Annotated in this window: 25 protein-coding genes and 1 other annotated feature (1 of these 26 only partly in view); of the genes, 6 read left to right on the top strand and 19 right to left on the bottom strand. The window is 39.0% G+C overall.

Going from position 1 to position 25,225, the window contains the following annotated elements:
- Positions 1 to 203 (bottom strand) — a binding site (T-box leader); it reaches 8 nt to the left of the window's first position.
- A 139-nt stretch (positions 204 to 342) separates the two neighbouring features.
- Positions 343 to 2,058, bottom strand: a complete 1,716-nt coding sequence (acsA, locus tag ACRPLQ_RS24805; protein ID WP_028411809.1) for an acetate--CoA ligase — start codon at positions 2,056 to 2,058, stop codon at positions 343 to 345.
- A gap of 284 nt (positions 2,059 to 2,342) precedes the next feature.
- Here acsA and ACRPLQ_RS24800 point away from each other — a divergent pair, with 284 nt between their 5' ends.
- Genes ACRPLQ_RS24800 through ACRPLQ_RS24790 form a run of 3 tightly spaced genes read left to right on the top strand, consistent with a single transcriptional unit; the run spans position 2,343 to position 4,810 of the window.
- Positions 2,343 to 2,975 carry a hypothetical protein gene (locus ACRPLQ_RS24800; RefSeq protein WP_028411810.1) on the top strand — a complete coding sequence of 211 codons (633 nt, stop codon included), beginning with the start codon at positions 2,343 to 2,345 and terminating at the stop codon, positions 2,973 to 2,975.
- A 30-nt stretch (positions 2,976 to 3,005) separates the two neighbouring features.
- Positions 3,006 to 3,647, top strand: coding sequence for an acetoin utilization AcuB family protein (locus ACRPLQ_RS24795; RefSeq protein ID WP_028411811.1), 642 nt, complete (start codon positions 3,006 to 3,008; stop codon positions 3,645 to 3,647).
- Positions 3,647 to 4,810, top strand: coding sequence for an acetoin utilization protein AcuC (locus ACRPLQ_RS24790; RefSeq protein ID WP_028411812.1), 1,164 nt, complete (start codon positions 3,647 to 3,649; stop codon positions 4,808 to 4,810). Before ACRPLQ_RS24795 ends, ACRPLQ_RS24790 begins: the two co-directional genes overlap by 1 nt.
- Before the next feature lie 29 nt (positions 4,811 to 4,839).
- Here ACRPLQ_RS24790 and motS read toward each other — a convergent pair whose 3' ends face one another.
- The 7 genes from motS to ACRPLQ_RS24755 all read right to left on the bottom strand — a co-directional run bounded on the left by motS (position 4,840) and on the right by ACRPLQ_RS24755 (position 10,744).
- Positions 4,840 to 5,496 carry a flagellar motor protein MotS gene (gene motS, locus ACRPLQ_RS24785; RefSeq protein WP_028411813.1) on the bottom strand — a complete coding sequence of 219 codons (657 nt, stop codon included), beginning with the start codon at positions 5,494 to 5,496 and terminating at the stop codon, positions 4,840 to 4,842.
- A complete protein-coding gene (gene motP / locus ACRPLQ_RS24780) occupies positions 5,486 to 6,289 on the bottom strand; it encodes a flagellar motor protein MotP (RefSeq protein WP_033579602.1) in 804 nt (267 codons plus the stop codon). The genes motS and motP overlap by 11 nt, the downstream gene beginning before the upstream one ends.
- Positions 6,290 to 6,342: 53 nt before the next feature.
- Positions 6,343 to 7,341 carry a catabolite control protein A gene (ccpA, locus tag ACRPLQ_RS24775; RefSeq protein ID WP_013059493.1) on the bottom strand — a complete coding sequence of 333 codons (999 nt, stop codon included), beginning with the start codon at positions 7,339 to 7,341 and terminating at the stop codon, positions 6,343 to 6,345.
- 559 nt (positions 7,342 to 7,900) lie between these two features.
- Complete coding sequence (locus ACRPLQ_RS24770) at positions 7,901 to 8,977, bottom strand: bifunctional 3-deoxy-7-phosphoheptulonate synthase/chorismate mutase (protein ID WP_165635101.1); 1,077 nt, start codon at positions 8,975 to 8,977, stop codon at positions 7,901 to 7,903.
- 227 nt (positions 8,978 to 9,204) lie between these two features.
- Positions 9,205 to 9,528 (bottom strand): bacillithiol system redox-active protein YtxJ, encoded by a 324-nt coding sequence (gene ytxJ, locus ACRPLQ_RS24765; protein WP_028411816.1) that lies wholly within the window; start codon positions 9,526 to 9,528, stop codon positions 9,205 to 9,207.
- Between the two features lie 247 nt (positions 9,529 to 9,775).
- Positions 9,776 to 10,231, bottom strand: a complete 456-nt coding sequence (locus tag ACRPLQ_RS24760; RefSeq protein ID WP_013059496.1) for a YtxH domain-containing protein — start codon at positions 10,229 to 10,231, stop codon at positions 9,776 to 9,778.
- Positions 10,232 to 10,258: 27 nt separating this feature from the next.
- A complete protein-coding gene (locus tag ACRPLQ_RS24755) occupies positions 10,259 to 10,744 on the bottom strand; it encodes a DUF948 domain-containing protein (protein ID WP_028411817.1) in 486 nt (161 codons plus the stop codon).
- Between the two features lie 282 nt (positions 10,745 to 11,026).
- Between ACRPLQ_RS24755 and ACRPLQ_RS24750 the strand changes: the two genes are divergently transcribed.
- Entirely contained in the window at positions 11,027 to 12,142 is a 1,116-nt protein-coding gene (locus tag ACRPLQ_RS24750; protein WP_028411818.1) for an aminopeptidase, read from the top strand.
- Positions 12,143 to 12,184: 42 nt separating this feature from the next.
- Here the strand turns inward: ACRPLQ_RS24750 and murC are convergent, their stop codons facing one another.
- From murC to ACRPLQ_RS24710, 8 genes are all read right to left on the bottom strand, one after another.
- Positions 12,185 to 13,486 (bottom strand): UDP-N-acetylmuramate--L-alanine ligase, encoded by a 1,302-nt coding sequence (murC, locus tag ACRPLQ_RS24745; RefSeq protein ID WP_013059499.1) that lies wholly within the window; start codon positions 13,484 to 13,486, stop codon positions 12,185 to 12,187.
- Between the two features lie 185 nt (positions 13,487 to 13,671).
- Positions 13,672 to 14,325: a hypothetical protein gene (locus ACRPLQ_RS24740; RefSeq protein WP_028411819.1), complete on the bottom strand. Its 654-nt coding sequence runs from the start codon at positions 14,323 to 14,325 to the stop codon at positions 13,672 to 13,674.
- A 340-nt stretch (positions 14,326 to 14,665) separates the two neighbouring features.
- Positions 14,666 to 17,767 carry a DNA translocase FtsK gene (locus tag ACRPLQ_RS24735; protein WP_432236310.1) on the bottom strand — a complete coding sequence of 1,034 codons (3,102 nt, stop codon included), beginning with the start codon at positions 17,765 to 17,767 and terminating at the stop codon, positions 14,666 to 14,668.
- Between the two features lie 429 nt (positions 17,768 to 18,196).
- The gene (ytpR, locus tag ACRPLQ_RS24730) at positions 18,197 to 18,802 is read right to left on the bottom strand and encodes a YtpR family tRNA-binding protein (protein ID WP_028411821.1); all 606 of its coding nucleotides are present in this window, start codon (positions 18,800 to 18,802) and stop codon (positions 18,197 to 18,199) included.
- A 2-nt stretch (positions 18,803 to 18,804) separates the two neighbouring features.
- On the bottom strand, positions 18,805 to 19,617 hold the full coding sequence (locus tag ACRPLQ_RS24725) for a DUF1444 domain-containing protein (RefSeq protein WP_014457994.1): 813 nt from the start codon (positions 19,615 to 19,617) through the stop codon (positions 18,805 to 18,807).
- A 72-nt stretch (positions 19,618 to 19,689) separates the two neighbouring features.
- The gene (locus tag ACRPLQ_RS24720; protein WP_028411823.1) at positions 19,690 to 20,007 is read right to left on the bottom strand and encodes a thioredoxin family protein; all 318 of its coding nucleotides are present in this window, start codon (positions 20,005 to 20,007) and stop codon (positions 19,690 to 19,692) included.
- A gap of 153 nt (positions 20,008 to 20,160) precedes the next feature.
- Complete coding sequence (locus ACRPLQ_RS24715; protein WP_033579598.1) at positions 20,161 to 20,685, bottom strand: DUF84 family protein; 525 nt, start codon at positions 20,683 to 20,685, stop codon at positions 20,161 to 20,163.
- Between the two features lie 58 nt (positions 20,686 to 20,743).
- Positions 20,744 to 21,817, bottom strand: coding sequence for a M42 family metallopeptidase (locus ACRPLQ_RS24710; RefSeq protein ID WP_098112332.1), 1,074 nt, complete (start codon positions 21,815 to 21,817; stop codon positions 20,744 to 20,746).
- Positions 21,818 to 21,969: 152 nt separating this feature from the next.
- Between ACRPLQ_RS24710 and ACRPLQ_RS24705 the strand changes: the two genes are divergently transcribed.
- Positions 21,970 to 22,281 carry a PepSY domain-containing protein gene (locus tag ACRPLQ_RS24705; protein ID WP_028411825.1) on the top strand — a complete coding sequence of 104 codons (312 nt, stop codon included), beginning with the start codon at positions 21,970 to 21,972 and terminating at the stop codon, positions 22,279 to 22,281.
- Here ACRPLQ_RS24705 and ACRPLQ_RS24700 read toward each other — a convergent pair.
- Positions 22,250 to 23,107, bottom strand: a complete 858-nt coding sequence (locus tag ACRPLQ_RS24700) for a YtnP family quorum-quenching lactonase (RefSeq protein WP_028411826.1) — start codon at positions 23,105 to 23,107, stop codon at positions 22,250 to 22,252. The genes ACRPLQ_RS24705 and ACRPLQ_RS24700 overlap by 32 nt on opposite strands.
- Before the next feature lie 75 nt (positions 23,108 to 23,182).
- Positions 23,183 to 23,833, bottom strand: a complete 651-nt coding sequence (trmB, locus tag ACRPLQ_RS24695; RefSeq protein ID WP_432236309.1) for a tRNA (guanosine(46)-N7)-methyltransferase TrmB — start codon at positions 23,831 to 23,833, stop codon at positions 23,183 to 23,185.
- A gap of 127 nt (positions 23,834 to 23,960) precedes the next feature.
- Between trmB and ACRPLQ_RS24690 the strand changes: the two genes are divergently transcribed.
- The gene (locus ACRPLQ_RS24690) at positions 23,961 to 24,239 is read left to right on the top strand and encodes a YtzH-like family protein (RefSeq protein ID WP_028411828.1); all 279 of its coding nucleotides are present in this window, start codon (positions 23,961 to 23,963) and stop codon (positions 24,237 to 24,239) included.
- Between the two features lie 6 nt (positions 24,240 to 24,245).
- Here ACRPLQ_RS24690 and ACRPLQ_RS24685 read toward each other — a convergent pair whose 3' ends face one another.
- Positions 24,246 to 25,040, bottom strand: a complete 795-nt coding sequence (locus tag ACRPLQ_RS24685) for a phosphotransferase family protein (RefSeq protein ID WP_049166259.1) — start codon at positions 25,038 to 25,040, stop codon at positions 24,246 to 24,248.
- Positions 25,041 to 25,225: the final 185 nt, after the last annotated feature.

The raw sequence follows: 25,225 nt of genomic DNA, 5'->3' as shown, positions 1-25,225 counted from the left end.
CGAAAATATCGCGGTACCACCCTATTTGGAAATAAATTATTTCCCACTTAAATGATGTAACGGTCTACCCGTCTTTTGCTACTGTAAGTTCACAAAAGATGCTCAAGGACGTATTTCATATTTGTCTATGTACTGATTTTCAGCAACCATCAGCTCTCTTAAACAGGGAGACAAGTATTACTTCTTCCTATCACTGCAGTTTATTTTATTTAAAAGTTTACACCCCACAATTATGAATGATTTCATTTTAAAATTCAAGTCCAAAAAAAAGTTCAAACAGCTGGCTGTTTGAACTTTATAAAAATCACTTATTTTCCCTACAAAGATTGAAACGTTTACTCCTTAGTCTTCCATCGTCGACAAATCGCCCGTTGGCAAATCTAATTCCCACGCTTTTAAAACGCGACGCATAATTTTACCGCTTCGTGTTTTAGGTAGCTTATCTTTAAACTCGATTTCACGTGGAGCTGCATGAGCAGCTAACCCTTTTTTCACAAATTGACGAATATCTTCAATCAGTTCATCTGAAGATTCATACCCATCTCTAAGTGCGATAAACGCTTTAATAATTTCCCCACGCACAGGATCAGGCTTACCAATGACACCCGCTTCTGCTACAGCAGGGTGTTCAACAAGCTTACTTTCTACTTCAAATGGACCAACTCGTTCTCCTGCGGTCATAATAACGTCATCAATTCGGCCTTGGAACCAAAAATAACCGTCTTCATCCATATACGCGGAATCACCTGATACGTACCAGTCGCCTGGCATAAAGTATGACTCATACTTTTCCTTGTTGTTCCAAATTGCATGCATCATAGATGGCCAGCCTTTTTTAATTGCTAAGTTACCCATTCGATAAGGTGGAAGCTCTTGTCCTTGATCGTCAACGATTGCTGCTTGTACACCCGGAATAGGTTTTCCCATAGATCCTGGTTTAATTTTCATAGACGGGTAATTACAAATCGTCTGACCTCCAGTTTCAGTCATCCACCACGTGTCATGAATACGTTTTTGGAAAACCTTCATTCCCCAGCGTACCACTTCAGGATTTAATGGTTCTCCCACGCTTAATACATGTCTGAGGCTGCTTAAATCATAGCGTTTAACTAAGTCATCGCCAGCACCCATTAGCATACGAAATGCTGTAGGCGCACTGTACCAAACCGTTACGCCAAAATCTTCAAGTGCTTGATACCATGCATCTGGACTAAAGCGTCCTCCTACAATCACATTTGTTGCTCCAGCAAGCCAAGGACCAAAAATTCCGTAGGAAGTTCCCGTTACCCAACCCGGATCTGCTGTACACCAATACACATCGTCATCTTTTAAGTCGAGCACCCACTTAGCAGTTTGATAATGCTGAAGCATTGCATTATGAACGTGAAGCACCCCTTTTGGTTTTCCAGTTGAACCTGATGTATAATGAAGCAGCATACCATCTGTTCTATCTACCCACTCAATCTCCACCTCTTTATTCGCCGCTTCTAATCGCTTCAGAAAATCTAGTTGAATGCCTTCTTCTGCTACATTTTCCCCTACAAGGAGAATGTGTTTTAAAGCTGGCAAATCCTTCACCGGAACGCGGCTCAGCAGTTCAGGCGTTGTAATTAACACTTTTGCATCACTGTCTTGCAAACGATCTTTTACTGCACCTTCCATGAATGCTTCAAACAAAGGACCAACAATAGCGCCAAGCTTCACCGCGCCTAACAATGCAAAATAAAGTTCCGGAGAGCGAGGCATAAAGATAAACACACGATCTCCCTTCTCTACGTCTGCTTGTTTTAGCACGTTTGCGGCTTTGTTTGACCATTCTTTCATTTCTTTGAATGTATATTTTTCATTGCGCTGCGCATCTCGATAATAAAGCGCAACTTTATTTTTACGCGTAGAGTTTGCGTGCTTATCAATTGCTTCATAAGCTGCATTTAATTTACCTGTTTCATGCCATGAAAATTCCTTCTCCACTTGTGACCAGTCAAAGGTTTGATACGTTTTATCGTAGTCCTGTAAGTTGTATACCCCTTCAATTACAGGAAGCGCTTCCACCTTCATCACAAACTCCCCCTTATGTATAAAATTTACAAACCTATTATATAACAAAAATAGACTTTTCACAATTTTATAAAAATTATTTGTCGGAATTGGGATAATAGTCTCCCTTGTTATATGACAACCTTTGTTATATAAGTGTCGAATTAACAAGAATCTCTTTTAATTTCCTATTCTATGTTTTTGAAAAAACTCCTTTTCTTTTATTTAATTTTTTGAAAACGCTTTAATGTAGAGTTTTTTTTGTATTATAATACAGATAAGACTGCTTGAAGGTGGTGATTCATGTGAAACATTCCCAAACATACAATATGAAAGAACTAAAAACAGCGGTTGGAGCAATTGTTATTGAAGGACCTGTCTCCTCACAAACCTTGCAACAACTTGATTTTCATGAGCAACTAACGGCCTTTCGTCCACCTGAACAGCAAAAAGAAGCATTGATCGAGATTGCCAACTTGCCTGAAGGTAGAATCATTATTGCTCGTCATCATCATACAATCATTGGTTATGTCACCTTTTTATATCCCGATCCTCTAGAACGATGGTCGGAAGGAAATATGGAGAATTTAATCGAATTAGGAGCTATAGAGGTAGCTGCCCCGTTTCGCAGCTACGCTGTTGGAAAAAACTTGCTTATCGTATCTATGATGGATGATGCAATGGAAGATTATATTGTCATTACGACAGAATACTACTGGCATTGGGATTTAAAAGGAACAGGGCTAAATGTGTGGGATTACCGCAAAATTATGGAGAAAATGATGAATAAAGGCGGACTGACGTGGTTTGCCACAGATGATCCGGAGATTAGCTCCCACCCTGCTAATTGTTTGATGGTCAGAATCGGGAGCAGAGTCCCTCAAGAAAGCATACAAGAATTTGATAGCCTGCGCTTTCGAAATCGCTTTATGTATTGAGCTGACCTTTAAGAAAAGGAGCTGTGTCTGATGATTGTTGAAGAGATGATGAAAACCGATCTCGTTACCTTAACCCCCGACCATACGATTGCTGAAGCTATGAAACTTTTAGATACACATAAGATTAGACATATTCCTATCGTTAATGACCTTCATCACGTAGTTGGCATCATTTCTGATCGAGACGTAAGAGATGCAAGTCCATCTATTTTAGATAATACTTATACATCTGCTCTTCTATCCGAACCCGTGCGGATGATTATGAAAACAGAAGTCATTACAGCTCACCCTCTTGATTTTGTTGAAGAAATTGCAAGCATTTTTTATGAACACCAAATCGGTTGTATTCCCGTCACAAAAAACAAGCGGTTAGTAGGAGTTGTTACCGAAAGAGATCTACTACATACGTTTATTCAGCTTACCGGCACTAATAAGCCAGGTTCACAAATTGAAATAAAAGTAGAAAATAAGGCTGGCGTGCTCGCTGAAGTTACATCCCTCTTTGGTTCAAAGAGAACAAACATCTTAAGCGTACTTGTCTACCCTGATGTAGATGAACGATATAAAATCCTTGTGCTTCGCATTCAAGCTATTAATCCATTGATTAGTATAAATACATTAAAAGAAAACGGCTATGAGGTGCTATGGCCTAAATTACCGGAGATGACGTAATGACTAGTAATGCTGTATTTATTTATTCAGATGATATTCTTTCGTACAAATTCAGCAATAATCATCCGTTTAACCAGCTTCGTGTTCAACTAACATATGAACTGTTACGGGAATTTGGCGCTTTAGGCAATCAAGATATTGTATTACCGCGGATGGCATCTGATGAAGAACTTCAGCTTGTCCATGATACTAGCTATATTCAAGCGGTAAAATTAGCAGGAAGCGGCGAGCTTTCTGTTGAAAAAGCAGCAGATTTTGGTCTTGGAACAGAAGATACACCTATGTTTCCCAACATGCATGAAGCCAGTGCGTTTTTAGTTGGGGGTACACTTACGGCTGTAGATTATGTGATGACTGGAAAAGCTAAGCATGCTCTAAATTTAGGAGGAGGATTGCACCACGGCTTTCGAGGAAAAGCTTCCGGCTTCTGTATTTATAACGATAGCGCGGTAGCCATCAAATATATGCAGCAAAAGTACAACGCGCGCGTCCTCTATGTCGATACAGATGCTCACCATGGTGACGGCGTGCAATGGACATTTTATGACGATCCTTCCGTTTGTACTCTTTCCATTCATGAAACGGGACGCTACTTGTTTCCAGGCACGGGAAACGTTAACGAACGCGGGCACAGTGAAGGCTATGGTTATTCATTTAATGTGCCTGTTGATGCTTATACGGAAGATGAGTCTTGGCTCGACGTTTATAAGACCTCTTTAAAAGAAGTAGCTGCTTTTTTTAAACCAGATGTTATCTTGACACAAAATGGAGCCGATTCTCATTATTACGATCCGCTCACTCATTTATGCGGCACCACGAAAATATACCGTGAGATTCCTAAAATTGCTCATGAAATTGCCCATGAATACTGTCAGGGAAGATGGATTGCGGTTGGCGGAGGAGGTTATGATATTTGGCGGGTTGTTCCTCGGGCTTGGTCATTCATTTGGCTTGAAATGATTGAACGAAAGGCAGAAGGCATGCTTCCTCTATCATGGCTTGAAAAATGGACAAAAGTATCGCCTCACCCCATTTGCACGCAGTGGGATGATGAACCTAATATCTATCAGCCAATTCCAAGAAAACCAGAAATAACAGAAAAAAACGCTCAAACTCTTGAGCGCGCTCTTTATCCTATTCGTTCTCATACATCTCATTCTTAAAAAAAGGCTATACAAACGTATGGCCTTTTTCACTGTGCTTCGGGATCTGAAATAATAATTTCGACGCGTCTATTTTTTTGTAAATTGTCATTAGACGTGTTCGGAACAAGCGGCTTTGTATCTCCGTATCCAAGTGCTTCAAAGCGGTTAGCAGAAAGAGAAAAGTGGTTCGTTAAATAACGTATGACGCCGCTGGCACGCGCTGCCGATAGTTCCCAATTAGATGGATAACGATAGGTGTGAATAGGTCGATTATCGGTATGACCTTCTACTTTAATATCATTTGGAATAGTACTGAATAACCTTCCTAATTCATCCAGGAAAGGGGTGCCTTTCTTCAAAATGTCTGCCTGTCCTGTTTCAAACAGCACCTGTTCTTGTAAAATAAGCACAACTCCGCGTTCATCTCGCTTAGCAGTAATAACATTCTGAAGCTTATTTTCCTTCAGGTAATTTTGCACTTTCGCTAAAATGTTATCCAGCTTTTGAGACTGCTGGCTCTTTTCTACAGAAGCTAATGAGCCACCGCTTGTAAGCGAATTGACAACGGTCTGAAACTTTTGATTATCAACGCTAGACATTGAAAATAGTAAAATAAAAAAAACTAATATTAACGTCACCAAATCAGCAAATGTTACCATCCATTTTGGCGACTGTGCCGAATACCTTTTTCTTCTACGCTTCACGAACGTGTTCTCTCTTTTCTTCCAGCTTTCGTTTTTCAACAGGGGCAAATACTTTTAGCTTTGCTTGCACAAAGCGAGAATTTTGCCCCGCCTGCAAGCCGATGACACCTTCAATAATCACTTCTTTAACAAAAAGCTCATGCTCCGTTTTACCAGCTAATTTAGCTGCGATTGGCTGAAAAAACAAGTTTGAAAGCAGCGCCCCGTAGAAAGTCGTTAAAAGAGCAATTGCCATGTTAGGCCCAAGCGATGAAGGGGTATTAAGGCTTTTAAGCATTAGCACTAGCCCAACGAGCGTCCCAATCATTCCCCAAGCGGGGGCATAATCGCCTGCTTTTTCAAACATACTTCTACCTCTCGTATGTCTTTCTTCTACTGCAGCTATTTCAGCTTCAAGCAGCTCTCGAATCATTTCTGGTTCTACTCCATCAATGGCTAGCAAAATACCTTTTTTCACAAATGAATCATCGATTTGTTCAAGCTCTGCTTCTAGCGATAGAAGCCCTTCTCGACGCGCTTTTTCCGATAAATGTACAAATGTTCCTACAATTTCTTCTACGTTTATTTCTTTCGATTGAAACGCTTGTTTCCCTACTCTTCCCATATTTTTTAATTGTTTTAACGGAAAGCTCACGCACAGCGTACCAAAAACGCCTCCCAGTACAATTAAAATCGATGGCACATCAATAAAAGCTAAAAAACCGCTCATTCCTCCACTTGAAATAACCCCAAACACAACCATAGAGATACCAATTAGTATCCCTATAGGTGTGAGCATATCAATTTTTTTCATATTCTATCTCCCCGTGTCTGAACTTTGGATTCGTTCTTATTCATTCACAGGTATTATTTTGTTGATTGTCTGAACTCGATGCGGTGAGGAAGCTGTACAATGCTGCTGTCTACCGTTTCTTTGTTCATGTATTTCGTTAAGAGACGCATCGCTACTGCACCAATATCATACATTGGCTGTACAACAGATGTTAACTGAGGACGAACCATTGTTGAAAGTCTTGTGTTATCAAAACCGATAACTTCTAGATCGTTTGGTACATTCAACCCGCGATCTTGTGCCCCGTGAATAACGCCTAATGCCATTTCATCCGTTCCAACGAAAATAGCAGTTGGCTTTTCATCTTCTTCTAATAGTTTTTCAACTGCTTCAATACCTGAATCGTACGTGTAGTCTCCTTCTACAATATAAGAATCGCGTACAGGCAATCCGCTTTCAGTAAGAGCACGCTTGTACCCTTTTACTTTTTTCGCATGATTGATCGGTTCTTCTAGCGTACCTGAAACGAATGCAATATTTTTATGACCGCTGTCAATTAGTGATTGCACTGCATCAAAAGCTGCTTGTTCATAATCAATAGTTACAGATGGGATTTGGTTAGTTGATTCGATTGATGCTGCAAGTACAACTGGAACCGGTGATTTTTTTAACTCTTCTACGTGTTCTTCCGTTACATTCCCACTCATGAAGATGATTCCGTCTACTTGTTTACCAAGCATGTTATTTAAAAGATGAAGTTCTTTATCTTGATTTTGGTCGGAGTTACTTAAGATGATATTATACTTGTACATTGTTGCAATATCTTCGATTCCACGCGCTAACTCTGCATAGAAAATATTTGAAATATCAGGAATGATAACTCCTACTGTCGTTGTTTTCTTACTGGCTAATCCACGCGCTACTGCGTTCGGACGATAGCCTAGTCTTTCAATTGTTTCTAATACTTTTTTTCTAGTTGATGGTTTTACATTTGGATTTCCGTTTACCACACGAGAAACCGTTGCCATCGACACGCTTGCTTCCCTTGCTACATCATAAATTGTTACGTTCACAACAAACACTCCTTATCGAAAAACATTTCGTTTATTTTATCCTTATTTCATTTCTTGTATTTACGTATATAAATCCATCTTCCTTTATAGAATGGCTATTTCTAGCTCCTTCACTCTTACATACAGCTTAGATACCCTGTATGCATCTAAATCATTCCTGTTATGCCCTTATTATTACGTGTGCAAAGACAATTTTACCAGTTTATATGTAACAATGTAAAAGACGATGTATAGTAAGTAAATAAAAAAAGTGAATCGCGAATTTATATCATATGCACTCACAGAATGATAGCGAATATCTGTAACTACTATACGATACTATGTGCTTCACCGCAACGTATTTACCGCCTTTTTCCGACAAGTTTCACGAGAATTTCATAAATTCTTGTTTTTTGGATTTGCACTTATTCTTTCCTATTTTGACAAAAGTTATCGACTGTTTTCAAAATACGTGATAATTTCGCTTATCTTTATTATAACGAAAGGCAAACAAGCTTGAAACCATTAAGTGCCTCAAACTTGTCATAAAAGTATACGAATTTTTCTTTTTTACGTTTTTTTATAAATTTAAGTTACATATAGGTTTTAGCTGCTTCATAAATTCTGTAAATTGTGGAATATCCATTTGCTGAGCTGAGTCAGAAAGTGCTACCGCCGGATCTGGATGAACTTCTGCCATAATTCCATCCGCACCAATGGCAAGAGCCGCTTTAGCCGTTGGAACAAGCAAATCTCGTCTTCCTGTTGAATGCGTGACGTCGACTAAAACAGGTAAATGAGTTTCTTGTTTTAAAATGGGAACGGCTGAAATATCCAGCGTATTTCGCGTTGCTCGCTCATACGTACGAATTCCTCGTTCACACAAAATCAGCTGATCATTTCCTTTTGATACAATGTATTCAGCAGCATTAATAAACTCATCAATCGTAGCGGCTAAGCCCCGCTTTAATAAGACAGGCTTCTTCACCGCACCCGCTTCTTTTAACAGCTCAAAATTTTGCATATTACGAGCACCAATTTGAATCACATCTACGTATTCTACAGCCGTTTCAATATCAGCGGGGTCGACAATTTCACTAATAACGGCTAAATCATATTCGTCAGCTACTCTTTTTAAAATTTGCAGTCCTTCTAAGCCGAGGCCTTGAAAATCATAAGGAGATGTTCTTGGCTTGTAGGCTCCGCCTCTAAGCATCCGCACACCCTGCTGCTTTACGGCATTTGCTACGGCTGCTACTTGCTCATAGCTTTCAACGGAACAAGGTCCTGCTACAAAACGCTGAAGTCCGTCACCAATTGTTTCTCCTTTTACCGTAACGATTGTATTTTCCGGCTTCTTTTTACGGGATACAAGAAGTGCTTTACGATGATCATCTTCTTGAAGCTCTAAATGAGCTTTGAAAATCTCTTTGAAAATATGTTGAAGCGTAGATGTTTGAAACGGTCCTTCATTCTTGCTTAAAATCGCATCAAGCATTGCTCGTTCACGAACAGGGTCAAACCGTTTGGTTGACTGCATTCCTTTTAATTTTCCTATTTCTTGAACAAGCTCGCCTCGCTCATTAATAAGCTTTAACAGTTTCATATTTACTTCGTCAATTTGAGATCGCAAATGCTGAAGATCTGAATTCGTCATGTACGTCCACCCTTTCACTGATTTTAAAAAATCCGTTTAGCAGGGTTACTACATAAGATGATAGGTGATGGAGGATATATGTAAGGGGCTTCTCTGCTTTTATGTGCTAAACTACATCTATTGTACGAAAAAGTGGATGAAACCGCAATCAGCTTACAAAAAAAACCGAACGATTAATCGTTCGGATCTTCCTTCACCTAAACTGCTTTTGTACCAGCCTCTTTCAATTAATGAGCTACATTTTTCGCTAATTCTTCTTCGTTAATGTTCCAGTGAGAAGCGTGCCACTTCACTTTTCCATCTTCAAACAGAAGCGCTTGAGGTGATTCATGCTTCACTTCATACGTTTCAGCAATATAGTTGGATACGTCTCGTGAATCTTGCACATGAAGATAATAAGAAGGAATGTCTTCATGACTAGAAGCAAACGCTGAAAATGCCTCATGACCAGCTGCACTAATTGGACACGTCGTGCTGTGCTTTAAAAATAAAAAGCGATGGTTTTCCTTAATAACTTGTTCAAACTCTTCAACTGTTGAAATCTTTTTCATTTTTTTCACCCTTTCTGTACTTACTCTTAAGTTTACATGGTTTGACCGTTTCCATACAAAAAGAGTGCTCAGCTTTATGTATAATGCTAATGAATTTATTTATAAGGTGAAGTTATTTTCAGCATAGAAAGAAAAGAACTTGTTAAATTAAAATCCCTCTGATGAAACTAACATTTACTTGCCGTTCAACCTAAATTACATACAAAAAAAGCGTTCACCCTATAGGTTAAACGCTTTTGATTCTTTATTATGGTCGTGGCACTGTGCTTTCCACTTCATCTAATGCTTTTTGAGCTTCTGTTAGCTTCTGTTGAACGTCTTCGTTGCTTTGAGACTCCACTTCATCAGCAAGCACTTCTAAGCTCGTTGGAGGTAATGCTTCGTGTTCAGGATCTACTTTACGGAAGTTTTTCACTTTGTCCACTACTTGTGAAGATTGCTCAGATAATGTTTGTGATAAACCAGCCGTTTTTTCTTTAGCCGTTTGAGCAAACCCTTGTCCTTTTTCAACAGCGCTGTTTTTCGCTTGCTCTGTTTTTAAACGAACGTAAGCTGCCTGCTCATTTAAATCCGAACGGAACTCTTTACCTGATTTTGGAGCAAGTAATAATGCCGTTGCAGCTCCTACAACTCCTCCAATCACTGTTCCTACTAAAAAGCCTTTATTTGAAGTGTTGTTTGGTTTATTTGGTTTGTTTGACATATGCGTCTCCTCCTTTAAAGTTCATCCTTATGAAAATGAGCGTGAGCGTTGAACCGCTTTTTCTTTTACTTCAACAGGTACAGGCTCCGCGTCAATTTTTTTCTGTTTTCTTAATTTTATACGTTCCCATACGTCTAATGCAACATTGCTCCATTGAACGACTTGAGCAACAGTTTCTTTATTTTCTTCTACTTTCTCTGAAACGCTTGATGATACGCTTTTAATCGACTTATTTAGGTCTTGGATTGAGTCACCTACGCCTTTAACAGAATCCACGACTGTGTTCAGCGCTTCGGATTTACGCTGAATATCTTCAGCTAACAGATTAGTCTTATGTAAAAGTGCAGTTGTTTCAGCTGTGATTCCTGTCATTTGCTTTTCTACACCGTCTAAAGTACCTGCCACTGAATTTAATGTGTGCTGAACGGATTTCAATGTTTTTGACACGGAAACCACCAGGTAAAAAATCGCAATGGCAACAATAGCAGCGCTTAAATAAAGAATAATAACCATCTGTGCAAGGCACCTCCTATTTTCATCTCTCTTGTTATAACTACTTTCCCAATTTTATAAACAATTAAACCTTCTATTCCCTATAGACTCTTTAACTTTACCATATTCTCTCTGCATTTATTCATAAAAAGGGAAGATTGCTACATTATTTCGCGATATATGAGTTATTTCCCTTCCTAAAGAAAAAAAGGATTTTAAAGCATAAAAACAAACAAAATAAGCTCAGTGGGGTACAATAGAAAGTGAATCATCAATCATTGTTATTTTAAGGAGGCACTATTTATGAAAGACCCTAGAATTGCAACATTAGCTAAAAATTTAATTAATTATTCTGTTCGCCTTCAAAAAGGAGAAAAAGTATTAATCGAAAACTTTGGACTTCAGCGCGAGCTTGTGACAGCACTTGTAGATGAAGCGTACAAGGCCGGTGGCTACCCGTTTGTACTGCTAAAAGATCATTCGGTAGACCGAGCTCTTTTAAACGGTGCACAAGAAGAGCAGTATAATATGATGGCAGACTTCGAAGCAAATGTGATGAAAGAAATGGATGCTTATATTGGCTTACGTTCTGGTTCAAACATTTTTGAACAATCAGATGTTCCGGCAGATAAAATGAAAATCCAAGGGAATACGATCGGTAAAAAAGTACATAGAGAAATTCGCGTTCCAAAAACAAAATGGGTCGTTCTTCGCTACCCAAACGATTCAATGGCGCAGCTTGCTAAAATGAGTACAGAAGCATTTGAAGATTTTTATTTTGATGTATGCAACTTAGACTATGGCAAAATGAGCAAAGCGATGGATGCTTTAGTTGAGCTCATGAACCGTACGGACAAAGTGCGTTTAACGGGTGAGAATACAGACTTAACGTTCTCTATTAAAGATATTCCTGCAGTGAAGTGTGCCGGAGAAATGAATATTCCGGACGGTGAAGTATACACGGCTCCTGTACGTGATTCTGTAAACGGAACAATTTCTTACAACACTCCTTCTAACTATCAAGGCTTTACGTTTGAGAATGTATCCTTAACATTTAAAAACGGTAAAATTGTTGAAGCAACCGCTAATGATACAGAACGCATCAACGGCATTTTTGATACAGATGAAGGCGCTCGTTTTGTTGGCGAATTTGCGATTGGCGTAAATCCGTATATTCAACATCCAATGCAAGACATTTTATTTGATGAAAAAATTGACGGAAGCTTCCACTTCACTCCTGGCGAGTGCTACGAAGATGCGTATAACGGAAACAAGTCAAATATTCACTGGGATATGGTGATGATTCAGCGCCCAGAATACGGTGGCGGTGAGATTTATTTCGATGACGTGTTGATTCGTAAAGACGGGCTATTTGTCATTGAAGAATTAAAAGCGTTAAACCCTGAAAATTTAAAATGAGTTTTGAAATAAAAAAAAGGCACTCAGAAGAGTGCCTCTTTTTTATGATACGGTTTGCTGATATAGTTTTTCAAACTTTTGAATGTCTCCAGCACCCATAAATACTAATACAGCTTCATTATGGTCTTTTAACGATTCAATTGTTTCTTCATTAATTAATTCAGCTCCGCTGATTTTGCTTCGTAGATCTTCAATTGATAATTTACCTTGATGCTCACGGGCTGATCCAAAAATGTCACATAGATATACTTTATCAGCGTGCTGTAAGCTTGCTGCAAAGTCCTCTAAGAACGTTTGTGTACGCGTAAACGTATGCGGTTGGAAAACAGCCACAACTTCACGGTTTGGATACTTTTGACGAGCAGCTGAAATCGTTGCATTAATTTCCGTTGGATGGTGTGCATAATCATCGATTAGCACTTGTTTGCCAACGTTCTTTTCGCTGAAACGACGCTTTACACCTTGATATGTTTTAAAACGCTCTTGCAGCACAGCAACGTCAATTTCTTCATAATGACAAAGTGCAATAACGGAAAGTGCATTTAAGATGTTATGATCGCCATACCCTGGAATCTCAAATGATGCGTGGAATGTATTTCGAACGAACACGTCAAATGTTGTGCCTGTTGTGCTTTTTACGATATTACGTGCTTGGAAATCATTTTCTTCGCCTAATCCGTAATAAAGAACAGGTACCTTCGCTTGAATTTGCTGCAGATGTTCATCGTCTCCACAGGCAATAATTCCTTTTTTGACTTGAAGTGCCATCTCTTGGAACGCGCTAAATACATCATCGATATTGGCAAAATAATCAGGGTGATCAAAATCAATATTCGTCATAATTGCATAGTCTGGCGTATAAGATAAGAAGTGGCGGCGATACTCACATGCCTCAAACGCAAAATACTTGCTGTCTTTTACACCTTTACCCGTACCGTCTCCAATTAAATATGAAGTAGGTTCAGCTCCTTGAATCACATGCGCTAACATACCCGTTGTGGATGTTTTTCCGTGTGCTCCTGTTACGGCTACACTCGTATACTGTTTCATAAAGTCACCTAAGAAACGGTGATAGCGTACAAGCTTGACTCCTTCTTTTGAAGCTGCTTCTGCAATTTCTTCATGCGTATCAGGAAAAGCATTTCCTGCAATTACAGTCATGCCGTCTTTAATATTATTTTTATCAAATGGTAAAACAGGAATTCCCTGCTGTTCTAGTGCTTTTTGCGTAAAAATTTCTTTTTCAATATCCGATCCTTGAACTTGAAAGCCCATATCGTTTAGGATTTGCGCAAGCGCACTCATTCCTGTTCCTTTAATACCTACAAAATGGTAAACTGTCATATAAAGAACCTCCAACATTCGTCTATCTGTAAGACAGTATATGACGGTTATCTAGAATTGCTCTTACAAACGTATATAAATGTCGTTTGATTGCTGATTTCACGATAACATTCGTACATTATATCACTTCTTATAACATAACTCCATGACTCCATTTCTACTCTCTTCCCTTGCGAAACGGCCTTTTATTTTGGCTTCATCACATAGTATATAGCCTGCTGTTTTAAAAACGATCGCCATGTCATTGCATTTTTTTTGTCATTATATTGGGTTACTAACTGTTCAATGCGTTGTTTATGTCCTAAAAAGAAAGAGTCAATTAACACGTCATATCCGATTGATTTTATTTTTCGAATCCAAATTACTTGTTGTTCCTCTAAATTTGCAAATCTTCCTCTTACATCTTTGATGATAACCTGCTCATTTGTCAATGGGGTATATCCTTTTAAGAAAAACGAATTAGGTACTTTAGACACAATAATTGGCTCTAGTACACTCGTCAAAAAAAAGGCTCCTTGAATTAAAAACGACTCTGTTTTCTGCTTCGCCTGATCAGCTAAAAACAGCTGCAGCAGGGTTTTCCCCTGAATGGTTACATATTCAAATGCAAACCACTGAAAAAATAATTGTTCATGGGAATCAGATAGAGCCGCCTCATGAGGCAAGTTTACTAACTCTTTAAATAGATGTGAAGCCCGCACTTTTTCTCGTATATTCGTATAGCGGTTCACAAAAAAGAAATATTGATTGTAAAAGTCGCAAATAGCATTATCAGACTGAAGCTGCTTTTGTTCACGAATTTCATTAAAGTTAATCAGTTCATGATTTTCTTCTGTCATTACTCTTCACTCGTACTCTAATTATTTTGGTTTGTCCTCTTTAAACGCCTTCAGCTCATATGTTTCAGCTGGTGAGAAATGATAGCAAACTATCACATGCTAAAAAAGCAAAACACACATTATCCTTACATATAGTAAATCATTTTACTAGTTCTGACAAACCTTTTCCTTTTTTTCCTGATGGATTTCTTCCAAAATCCCTACTCAAATTCTGTATAAACGAACTTAAAGCAGGAAAAAAAGAGGCGGCGGATACAGTGACAGAGCGTTAGCTCACATAAAGCTGTATCCTGCTGATTTTGCATAGCCTCTTTTTTTAACCTACATGCAGAAAAACAGCTTAAAATGTAGAAGTGGCTGTTTGACTTTCCATTTCCTGAAGCTCGTTTTCGGTAATGAGCACATCTCTCGGCTTGCTTCCTCTTGCTTCTGAAATAATTCCTTGCTGCTCCATCATATCAATTAGGCGCGCTGCGCGATTGTACCCCATTCTGAAGCGTCTTTGCAGACTGGAAGTAGATGCACCGCCTTGGTCTAGCACAAACTCGCATGCTTCATAGAAAAGCTCATCTTCTTCATTTGAAGCAAAGCTTTGCTGCTTTTTCAACAAATCTTCTTGATCAAATAAGTATGTTGGCTTCATTTGCTTTTTGACATGATCTACAACGCGATCAATTTCTTCATCTGAAACAAAGTTCCCTTGAATTCGAACGCTTTTAGAAGATCCGTTTTCAAGAAGCAGCATATCACCTTTACCTAATAGCTTCTCTGCTCCTCCTGTGTCGATAATTGTACGTGAATCAACTTGCGAAGAAACAGAAAATGCGATACGCGTTGGCACATTTGCTTTAATTAAGCCTGTAATAACATCTACGGAAGGACGCTGCGTTGCAAGCAATAAGTGAATGCCACACGCTCTTGCCTTTTGTGCAATACGGCAAATAGCTTCCTCTACTTCCCCTGGAGATACCATCATCAAGTCGGCAAGTTCATCAATAATAATAACTAGATACGGCAGCTCCCCGCTTTTTTCATTATGTTCTTTTACACGTTCGTTGTATTTTGTAATATCACGTACGCCCGCATGTGCAAACAGTTCGTAACGGCGCTCCATTTCCTCTACTGCCCACTTTAAAGCTGTAGTAGCTGCTTTCGCATCCGTGATAACCGGGCTGACTAAATGCGGAATGCCGTTGTAAGGAGCTAGCTCAACCATTTTAGGGTCAATTAACATAAGCTTGACTTCGTGTGGCGCAGCTTTATAAAGCAAGCTGACGATAATGGTATTAATACACACACTTTTACCAGACCCCGTCGCTCCAGCAATTAAACCGTGAGGCATTTTGTTCAAGTCAGTCACAACCGGCGTTCCTGAAATATCTAACCCTAACGCCACCGTTAAAGGAGAGTTATCTTTTCTAAAAGAAGGATGCCTCAAAATTTCGCGAATTAACACCGGCTTACTTTGACGATTTGGCACTTCAATCCCAATCGTATTTTTCCCTGGAATTGGCGCTTCAATTCGAATATCACGCGCGGCTAGGCTCAGTTTAATATCATCTGTTAAATTCGTAATTTTGTTCACTTTCACACCGGGCTCAGGATGTACTTCAAATCTGGTTACGGTAGGACCTTGCGTGACGTTTACGACCTTAGCTCGAACGTTAAAGTTTTTTAATGTCATATCCAAAAGCTCACGCTGCTCATCCGCCCATTGATTATCTTCTTCAATAGCAGCTGGAGGAATGTTAAGCAAGTTCATTCCAGGAAATGTATAAGGAGAAGAAGCTTTTACATTTACAGGTTCTTCAGATTTTAATGAAGCCTGCGGAACCGCTTCTTCGGTTTTTTCACCGTGAACTTCTTCTTGCCTACTTACTTCCGTTTTTTTTTGCAGAGCTTCTGCCTTCGGCGTTTGGTATGAACCTTGGGACGGCTGACTTTTTTCTCGAGCGCTGTTATCCATCTTTGTGCGGTCTTTTTTCAGCATCATTACGTTAAAAGGCACTAATCGCTTACCGCGAGCTCGTTCAGCATTCCCTGGCTGTTCTGCAGGTACAAGAGGTTCTACAGCTGACTCTTGCTGTACTTGTCCTTGTAACTCTTGACTTTCTTGCATCCTGCTCTCTTCCTCTTTTATCACTGAATTTTCAAGCTCTCGGTGCACAACAGCGGATACCGCTTCTGGTTGCCATTCATCAGCTGCGGGTTGCGTTGGATGTAAACTTTCAGAATTCAGCTCATGTTCTGCTTCAACATGAACACTGTTTGTTGGCTCTTCTAGAATGACGTGACTTTCTTTTTCAGCGGCTGGAACTTCTTCTCTCTTTCTAGGCTTTAGTGCTTCTACTTCTTCTGCTTGTAAAAACGCTGGGCTTTCTTCCATCAACGTTTCTGCTTCTGCCTCTTCAGCTTCATTTCCGATCTCTTGTTGGAAAGAAACGGATGATTCAAACGGAGGCGTTTCCTTTGAAATTGGAGCCTCTTCAGCTACTGCTGTTTCTTCCGCCAAATCCCAGTCGGTAGCTTTCTCTTTTGCCACTAACGGTTCGACCGCATGTGATTCTTCAAAAGTTGGAACCTCTTCCTGTTCTTTTACGGCTACTGAAGAACTTGGCTTTTCTTCAGGAAATGATATCTTCTCTTTTTGATTTTCCTCATATTGCTTCCACTGAGCAAAACGCTGAGAAGACAGTTGCATCATTTCTTCCGTTTCTTGAATCTGTGCTTCTTCCGCTATAGGCTTAGAAACTGGTTTTCTTAACGGCTCTACAACAGACGTATTCATCGCTCGTCGGTAAATTTCATCTTCAAACGCTGCTTTTGATAACTGTGTACTCGGAAGCTCATATTCTACTACTTCCTCACTTCCGTTTTGTACAACATTAGAAGGCCGCTTATTAAACCCATAAACAGGTGAAGGGATTTCAGTCGGACGGAACGGACGTTTTCTTACTTGCGGAATCGCTTCTTTCTTTTCAGATACCGCTTTTAACGGCTGAGATACTGACTTAGGCTGCGTTAGCGCCGACTTGCGAACAGGCTCTTGATAAAACGGAGCCGGTGCCTTTTTTGCTACAGGCCTTGGTTCATTTTTAGGAGCTGCTGCCTTTTTTGCTTCTCCCGTATCATCAATTAAAGGGAAACGAAACGTTCCTTTTGGGTATTGATAAGCTACTTTTGTATGAACATCTTGCTGCTCTTCACTGTAATTCCGCTTTTGCGTTCTGGCCGAGTGTGGAACAGAAGGTTTTGGCGCTGCTTTCATCACTGGCTTTTGATGAACTGACTGCATTTGTTTAGGCTTAGTAGCCTTCTTTTTAGGAATTGTTTTTTCTCTATTTAAAGGGTATTCTTCCGTTGTATTTCCATGTTCGTCTACAACGATTTCTTTCACTTCGTATCCTAGTAAATAATCCATTACTTTTCGTACAAAACCCATTTTTATCACTCTTTCTATCAGACTATCTTACTTCGTTTAGCCTCTTATATCGCAGTGCTGCGACATCTACAAAAAGCTATCCATGCATCCTTTATTTACCTTTGGCCTCAAAGTATTCTCTGAGATGGATATATATACTATCTTTTCATTTATCATTCTATCACGTATGCTTGAACTCTTACTATAAAATCTACTATTTTGCTTCCCTTATTTATACAGTAAAATTCCTCTTTGCAAAAATATTTTTTCATGTTTAATTAGCACTCATAATTAAACGCGAAAAAAGCCACTAGTCTATACTAGTGGCTTTTAATTTTATCAAACCTTTTTAAGAATTGACAATTGCTTTTCAGCAACTGTAACGCTTTGAAATATACGTGTAAAAAAACATCCTGCTTTTGCCCTATAAATTAGTATCACACTCTGCTTTTATGCTTGAAAAGGCTGACCTACTTCATATTTGTCTTCAAGTACTAAAATCCCTTTTTCTTGAGGAGCGTTCGGAAGCGCCAGCTCTTTAGCAGAGCAAATCATGCCTGAAGAAGGTACACCGCGCAGCTCTGCATCTTTAATGATCATACCGCTTGGCATAACCGCTCCTACTTTTGCTACGACGACTTTTTGACCTGCGTCTACATTTGGTGCTCCACATACAATTTGAAGTGTTTCTGTGCCAACATCTACTTTACAGATGTTTAGCTTATCTGCATTTGGATGCTTTTCTTTTTCTTGAACATATCCAACTACAAACTTAGGAGATAAATCCACTTCAAGTTTACCTTCAAAACCGCTTTCGCTAAGTACACGATTTACTTCTTCCACCATTTCTTCTGTTAATTCAAGAGAACCATTTCCCTCTACTTTTAACTTAGAAGAAGCATGAAAGATGTTATAGCCAGCCGTTGTATTTGATTTTTGATCAAAGATACGCACAACGTCGCTTTTTGTTTCAAACGTGCGATTTTCAATTGCAATATCTTCTAGCTTGACGATTAACGTATCGCCGATACCTTCTTTATTATAAAAAAGATTCATAATTAGTCCCGTCCTTTACTGCGATTTTTTCCTAGAATAAAAATAGGTTCTAGCTCACCGTTTTCGTATAAAAATGAAAGAGCTGTGATGGGTACACGTCCACTTGCAAAAAAGCTCATGGTCATTTGCGCAAGAATATCATAACCCGTTTCGTTTTGGATATCAGCTAGAATCAGCACATCTTGATGAGGTACTGCTACAGCCATTGTGCCCGAAACACTAGAAGCAAAATCTTGCAAAAATGCCTCGTTAAGAATTCGGCTTGCATCGTATCCATCGTTCTGATTTACAAAATAAAAGTCATTGCCTGCTACCGTATCTTTTTTATGTGAAATCGGCAAAGAGCGAAGATTAAATTTAGCCATTTCCCGCACTGCGGATAGATCTAAATTTTCCTTACGAATTAGTTTCTCATCTAATAGACGATATGTATTGCCTAAATCAAGCGCATAATAAATGCGTGTTTCAGCTGTATGTTCATCATAAATCAACGGCACGTCTTCATTCGATTTATCCGGAAAAGACGTTGAGCGAATAACTGGATAAATGCGCTTTTCTTTTCCCGTTACCTGCTGTTCATCGTTCATAACACGAAGAGCTTCTTTTATATAATATACCATTTCATCTAGAGCCGCTTCCTTTTTTTCTTCCCATTTTGCAATTAGCCCGGGTAAAGAAATGGTTACACCTTTTTTCGTTTCCTGATGTTCAACGCGCAGCGTATCTTTTTCACGATCAAATAAAAATGACCAATCCGCACCCGTTAATCGCTCTTCTAGTAGCTTTCTCATCTTTTGACTATTCATTTTCGCCATATTTACGCCTCCTTTTCTCATTTTTATGTATGAAGACTGATAGCTGTAGATCGCTATCAGTCTTCACTTGATTTATGCATTTAAGCCGTTAATAAACTCTTCAATTTCTTCTTTTGTTTTACGGTCTTTGCTGACAAAACGCCCTGTTTCTTCTCCGTTGCTGTAACCGACAAAGCTTGGAATGCCAAAGATGCTTAATTCTGCACAAAGATCGATAAAGTCGTCGCGGTCGACATAATGAAATGTATACTCGCTATGATTCGCCTCAATTTCTGGAAGCACAGGCTCGATTACTCGGCAATCTGGGCACCAGTCTGCTGAAAACATCATGATATGCTTTCCCTCCTTAATGACTTCTTTGTATTGTTCAATTGTTTGCATTTTTTCCATTTTTCTTTCCTCCACTTTTTCTTTTACTTTCGTATTTAAACGGCTAAAGCCCCATACATTTTTTAATCCTTCTACATCAAAACATAGTATATGAGTTGTTGCAACTATCATACACTGATGCTTTTCTATTATAAAGGGTTACAAAGAAATTTCCTATTGAACAGCTTGATTTGTCCTAAAATCTAGCTGTCCTTTTAGCATTAAAACAACCTGATAAAACATAGAAGTCCGATCTAAATTCCCATTGGTGAAAATGCCGATTGCTCCTTCTTTTTTTCGAATATTTTTTTGGTTTGTATACACTTCCATAGCTTCGGCTAATTCTTTTTTATCATGACGAAGCATGTCGGCTACCGCTTCAGGAAGCCGAATACGAGCTCCTCCACCTAAAATCGGTTCAAGGTCCTTAGAGGTAACAAGACTTCCCCAATTGCAAAGGAATAAGCCATGAGGTGTTTCCTGCACCCCTCCTTCGAGCCCAATGCCGATATCAGCACCTGTCTCTTTAACAGCAGCACGCGCGCGGTTAATCGCTCCTTGGATGGTTTCTTCATCAGAAAAAGGCTGTGGTGACACCCCGGACTGCACGTCTACCTCTACATATGTAAAAGTATCTCCAAATACTTTTTTTACTGCATTTACTTTTGTTGGATTCTTCGTTCCGATTGCAATTTTCATTTTTTTCTCCTGTCATGATGAAACAAAGCAACCGCAAAAGCAGCTGCTTTGTTCTTCTTTATCCGTTTTGTTTAATCGTATCAAGCGTTGTTTGGTCTGTAGAGCGTACAAGTTTGACTAATAATTCTTTTGCAGCTGCATAGTCATCCACATGAATCATAGATGCATGGGTATGAATATAACGTGAACATACGCCGATCACTGCAGAAGGAACTCCGTTATTAGAAGTATGAACGCGCCCTGCATCCGTACCTCCTGGAGAAACGAAGTATTGATAAGGGATGCTGTTTGTCTCAGCTGTATCTAAGATAAATTCTCTCATTCCTCTATGTGTGACCATCGTACGGTCAAAGATACGAAGTAATACGCCTTTTCCTAATTGTCCAAATGCATTTTTATCGCCTGACGTATCGTTAGCAGGACTAGCATCCAGTGCATAAAACAAATCCGGTTTAATCATATTCGCAGCTGATTGAGCACCGCGAAGTCCTACTTCTTCTTGAACAGTAGCTCCAGAATATAAGATATTTGGCAATTTTTCATTTTTTATTTCTTTTAATAATTCAATCGCAAGTCCGCACCCATAGCGGTTATCCCATGCTTTTGCCAGTATTTTCTTTTCATTTGCCATTGGCGTAAACGGACAAATCGGTACAATTTGATCGCCAGGACGAATGCCCATTTCTGCTACTTCCTGCTTGCTATCTGCGCCCACATCAATCATCATATTTTTAATGGCCATTGGCTTGTTGCGCTGTGATTCGTCTAATAAATGGGGAGGGATAGAAGCAATTACGCCGGTGATAGGACCTTTTTTTGTCACCACATGGACGCGTTGAGCTAGAAGTACTTGACTCCACCATCCTCCTAGAGTTTGAAAACGAAGCATTCCTTTATCAGTTACAGACGTAACCATAAATCCTACTTCGTCCATATGTCCTGCTACCATTACTTTAGGACCTTTTTCTTCATTATAGCGAACGCCGAATAAACTTCCTAACCCATCTTGAATGACTTCATCTACAAGGGGTTCAATTTGCGAGCGCATAAATGAACGTACTTGATGTTCGTTTCCAGCGGCACCTGGTAACTCCGTTAATGTTTTAAATAGAGATAGCGTTTCATTGTTCATATATACTCTCCTTTATGTATCATTTTCTTTATTGTATCGAAAACCGGAAATAGTTGCTAGTTCCGTCCTTCTCTTCTATGACTCAACTTAACAAAGCATTCGACAATTTGATATAATGATGAAAACATATCCTTAAAAAGCAGGTGAATAACGTGAAATGGACTCAACTAATAGCAGGAGCTGCAGTCGGATTTGCAAGCGCTTATATTATTCAAAAAAGAACGTCGTCAATTTCCTCATCGGAAGCCCTTACGATTGTTAAAAGCGCTTTTAAACAAAATGGGGCAATCGACGGCTCATGGATTGAAACGACGACTAAGGTCATTCAAAAGCATGGTCTCTCTTTTTATGGTTATACAGGTGGAATTATCAGAACACGTGATGCAAAACAGGAACATTACGAGTTTTTCATTGATAAAAAAAGCGGTGCTATTATTGAATTGACGCTGAATACACCCGTTTAATTTCGTCAACTATTTCTCCTTTGTTATCCCATTTTACAGCTCGATAAAAAGCATCATGATAAAAACTTAGCCAAGCTTGATGCTCATAGGCATAAGCTAACCACTGCTGTTTTTGTTCAATCGAAGTCATTGGATAGTCATCATATGCCATTACCCATAAGACATTTTGATGTGCATGTGTTGGCAAAAGATCGCCCATGTGCACTAAGATGTCATTGTTTCCTTTTAATATAACTACAGCATGACCATCGCTGTGACCGCCGGTATGATGAACCGTTACTCCAGGCACAATTTCATCTTTGTCGCTAAATGTTATTACTTGATGCTGAATAAATTCCCAATTTTGTTTCCAATACGTATTTTTAGAACGTATATTAGGATTCCTCATTTCATTCCACTCGATGTCACTAACAAAAATTCTTGCATTTGGAAAAGCAGAGGAAAAGTTTCCGTTGATACATTTTGTTAAGCCTGACACATGATCAAAGTGGAGATGCGTCATAATGATATGAGTAATATCTTCGCACGTGAACCCTAACTTTTGTAAGTCTTCAGCAATAAATGATTCTTCCGTTACGCCAAAATGACGCTTTTTTTTCTCATCCAACATCCCATTTCCTATACCTGCATCAATTAACATGAGGTGTTTTTCAGTTTGAACGAGCAAAGGATCAGTCCTCATGGGAATTCGATTCCCGTCTGAAATGGGATATTTTTTTGTCCAAAGCTCTTTTGGAACAACACCAAACATTGCCCCTCCATCTAAATGATTATTCCCTCCACGAAGCCATGTAACTTTTAATTCGCCTATTGTTAGCGTTTCCATTTTACACCTCCATTATATTCCTTTTTATTTTATCACTATCCCCTTCTCTTTTTGAACAAAAAAAGACTGAGGAACTCAGTCTTTTTCATTCAGGTATTTTACTTCACAGCGGTAAATGCGGCTGCCTTTTTGTGAAAATTTCTCTTCATATTCCGTCATAACATTGTCTTCAAAATCGCTTTTATGCAAATCTAAGCTAATGTACTTGAGAAGAAGTCCATATTCTGAAAAGCTTGTCAATGAATACTCAAATAGCCCTTGATTATCTGTTTTAAAGTGAATTTCTCCACCATCAACCAGCAGATTTTCATACATGCTTAAGAACGTTTTGTATGTTAAGCGGCGCTTGGCATGTCTCTTTTTTGGCCATGGATCAGAGAAATTGAGATAAACGCGACCCACATCATTTTTTGCAAAAAACTCACTAAGATGGTTAGCATCTACATTCAACAACTTTAAATTTGGAAGCTCTTCTTCAATCAATCGTTCTAGAGCACTTAAGATGACACTTTCATACATTTCAATTCCAATATAGTTGATATGCGGATTTTGTTTAGCCATCCCTACTAAAAATTGGCCTTTTCCTGTTCCTACTTCAATATGAAGAGGATTTTCATTTCCAAAAACTTCTTTCCAGTTTCCTTTATACTCCGCTGGATTTGGAACCACGTATTGGGGATTTTCAGCAATTTTATCTTTTGCCCAAGGTTTGTTTCGTAATCTCATGTTGCACCTCTTTAATTTATTTTGACGCATTGAAAATGTCGGTTATTCGAAACAACCGACATTTTCATGCATAATTGTGTTTAGATAGAAAAAAATAAGAGCATCATACGAGAAAGGATGATGCTTAATGCCTTTAAATGCCGAACACCAAATGAATATAGTAAAAGATATTTTATCTAATCATCAAAGTGATTGCTGCGGAACGGTTGCGGAATGTGAACAGGTTGAACGTTTAATTCAATCAATGTTAGCAAAAGGATATGCTAGCACAGACGTACAAGCAACACTACAAAACGTTTATAAATACACGCAAGATGCAAAAAGTGCTGCTCATTTAGACGAACATATTCAAACCAATCAACAAAATTTATCACAATGGGTCCAAGAACTATCTACCTTGTCATAACCTTTGCTACTGTGCTTGAATGTCGTTGACGAGCAACATCCGAAGATATTCAAGCCAGTAATTCATTTCAGAATGTTCATTTTTCGAACGATGCCATTCAATGAATAAAATGGTTTGACTTATCACATACCACTTCATTCTCTTTTTCAAGTTCTCAGTTAGTTCAACCCCATAATGATCAAGCCATTCTTCCCACTGAGATGGATTGATGTACCAATAAAGCAATAAACCTAAATCAATAGCAGGATCTGCAATCATCGCTCCGTCCCAATCGATTAAATATAGCTGCGTATTCTCTCCAAGCATCCAGTTATTGTGGTTCACATCACAGTGACATACCACATATTTATCTGTCTGAATGGACGGAAGCTCTGCTTGTAAATAGCTGATTCCCTGCTCTACAATACTCTCTTTTTGAAGTCGCTCGTCCACGTTCTCTAGAATATCGGCTAGCACGTCTTCGGGAAGAAGCGGTGTTTTCCCTAACCTTTTCAACATATCTAATAACTCGTTTGAATGATGAATTTTACTAAGCAATTCTGTCACTCGACTCGAATTCATATCTTTTGGTTTTAATTCTCGACCATCTAGCCAGTGCTGAGCTGTGATCACATCTCCATTTTCCATTCGTCTTGTCCACACGAGCTTCGGTACAATTCCTTCAGCTGACAATACTGCTAAAAAAGGTGATGAATTACGCTTTAAAAAAAGCTTTCGGTCTTGAAATTTTGCAAAATAAGCTTCTCCTGTCGCTCCGCCAGCAGGAGTAATTTCCCATTCGCTTCCTAATATATCTTCCAACCAATTCACCTTCAATTTCAACACACACATTTCGTTTAAAAATTTCACTCAATAAAGCAATCTATTAAGACATCATGACGTTATTTTCTTAGTAAATAAAAAAGACGGCTATTGAGGATATGTATCAATAGCCATCCTTTATAAATATTATCTCCATCACACTTTTTTCGTCAAGTGGTTGAAGA

The sequence above is a fragment of the Priestia sp. TRN 1309 genome (genome assembly GCF_050846875.1).
GTDB lineage: Bacteria > Bacillota > Bacilli > Bacillales > Bacillaceae_H > Priestia > Priestia zanthoxyli.
This window is presented reverse-complemented; position numbering and strand designations above follow the sequence as displayed.

Coding starts and splice junctions, on each gene's coding strand:
- acsA (WP_028411809.1), bottom strand. CDS start 2,058: ATGAAGGTGGAAGCGCTTCCTGTAATTGAAGGGGTATACAACTTACAG.
- ACRPLQ_RS24795 (WP_028411811.1), top strand. CDS start 3,006: ATGATTGTTGAAGAGATGATGAAAACCGATCTCGTTACCTTAACCCCC.
- ACRPLQ_RS24790 (WP_028411812.1), top strand. CDS start 3,647: ATGACTAGTAATGCTGTATTTATTTATTCAGATGATATTCTTTCGTAC.
- motP (WP_033579602.1), bottom strand. CDS start 6,289: ATGAAAAAAATTGATATGCTCACACCTATAGGGATACTAATTGGTATC.
- ACRPLQ_RS24770 (WP_165635101.1), bottom strand. CDS start 8,977: ATGACGAATTCAGATCTTCAGCATTTGCGATCTCAAATTGACGAAGTA.
- ytxJ (WP_028411816.1), bottom strand. CDS start 9,528: ATGAAAAAGATTTCAACAGTTGAAGAGTTTGAACAAGTTATTAAGGAA.
- ACRPLQ_RS24760 (WP_013059496.1), bottom strand. CDS start 10,231: ATGTCAAACAAACCAAATAAACCAAACAACACTTCAAATAAAGGCTTT.
- ACRPLQ_RS24755 (WP_028411817.1), bottom strand. CDS start 10,744: ATGGTTATTATTCTTTATTTAAGCGCTGCTATTGTTGCCATTGCGATT.
- ACRPLQ_RS24750 (WP_028411818.1), top strand. CDS start 11,027: ATGAAAGACCCTAGAATTGCAACATTAGCTAAAAATTTAATTAATTAT.
- murC (WP_013059499.1), bottom strand. CDS start 13,486: ATGACAGTTTACCATTTTGTAGGTATTAAAGGAACAGGAATGAGTGCG.
- ACRPLQ_RS24740 (WP_028411819.1), bottom strand. CDS start 14,325: ATGACAGAAGAAAATCATGAACTGATTAACTTTAATGAAATTCGTGAA.
- ACRPLQ_RS24735 (WP_432236310.1), bottom strand. CDS start 17,767: ATGGGTTTTGTACGAAAAGTAATGGATTATTTACTAGGATACGAAGTG.
- ytpR (WP_028411821.1), bottom strand. CDS start 18,802: ATGAATCTTTTTTATAATAAAGAAGGTATCGGCGATACGTTAATCGTC.
- ACRPLQ_RS24725 (WP_014457994.1), bottom strand. CDS start 19,617: ATGGCGAAAATGAATAGTCAAAAGATGAGAAAGCTACTAGAAGAGCGA.
- ACRPLQ_RS24720 (WP_028411823.1), bottom strand. CDS start 20,007: ATGGAAAAAATGCAAACAATTGAACAATACAAAGAAGTCATTAAGGAG.
- ACRPLQ_RS24715 (WP_033579598.1), bottom strand. CDS start 20,685: ATGAAAATTGCAATCGGAACGAAGAATCCAACAAAAGTAAATGCAGTA.
- ACRPLQ_RS24710 (WP_098112332.1), bottom strand. CDS start 21,817: ATGAACAATGAAACGCTATCTCTATTTAAAACATTAACGGAGTTACCA.
- ACRPLQ_RS24700 (WP_028411826.1), bottom strand. CDS start 23,107: ATGGAAACGCTAACAATAGGCGAATTAAAAGTTACATGGCTTCGTGGA.
- trmB (WP_432236309.1), bottom strand. CDS start 23,833: ATGAGATTACGAAACAAACCTTGGGCAAAAGATAAAATTGCTGAAAAT.
- ACRPLQ_RS24690 (WP_028411828.1), top strand. CDS start 23,961: ATGCCTTTAAATGCCGAACACCAAATGAATATAGTAAAAGATATTTTA.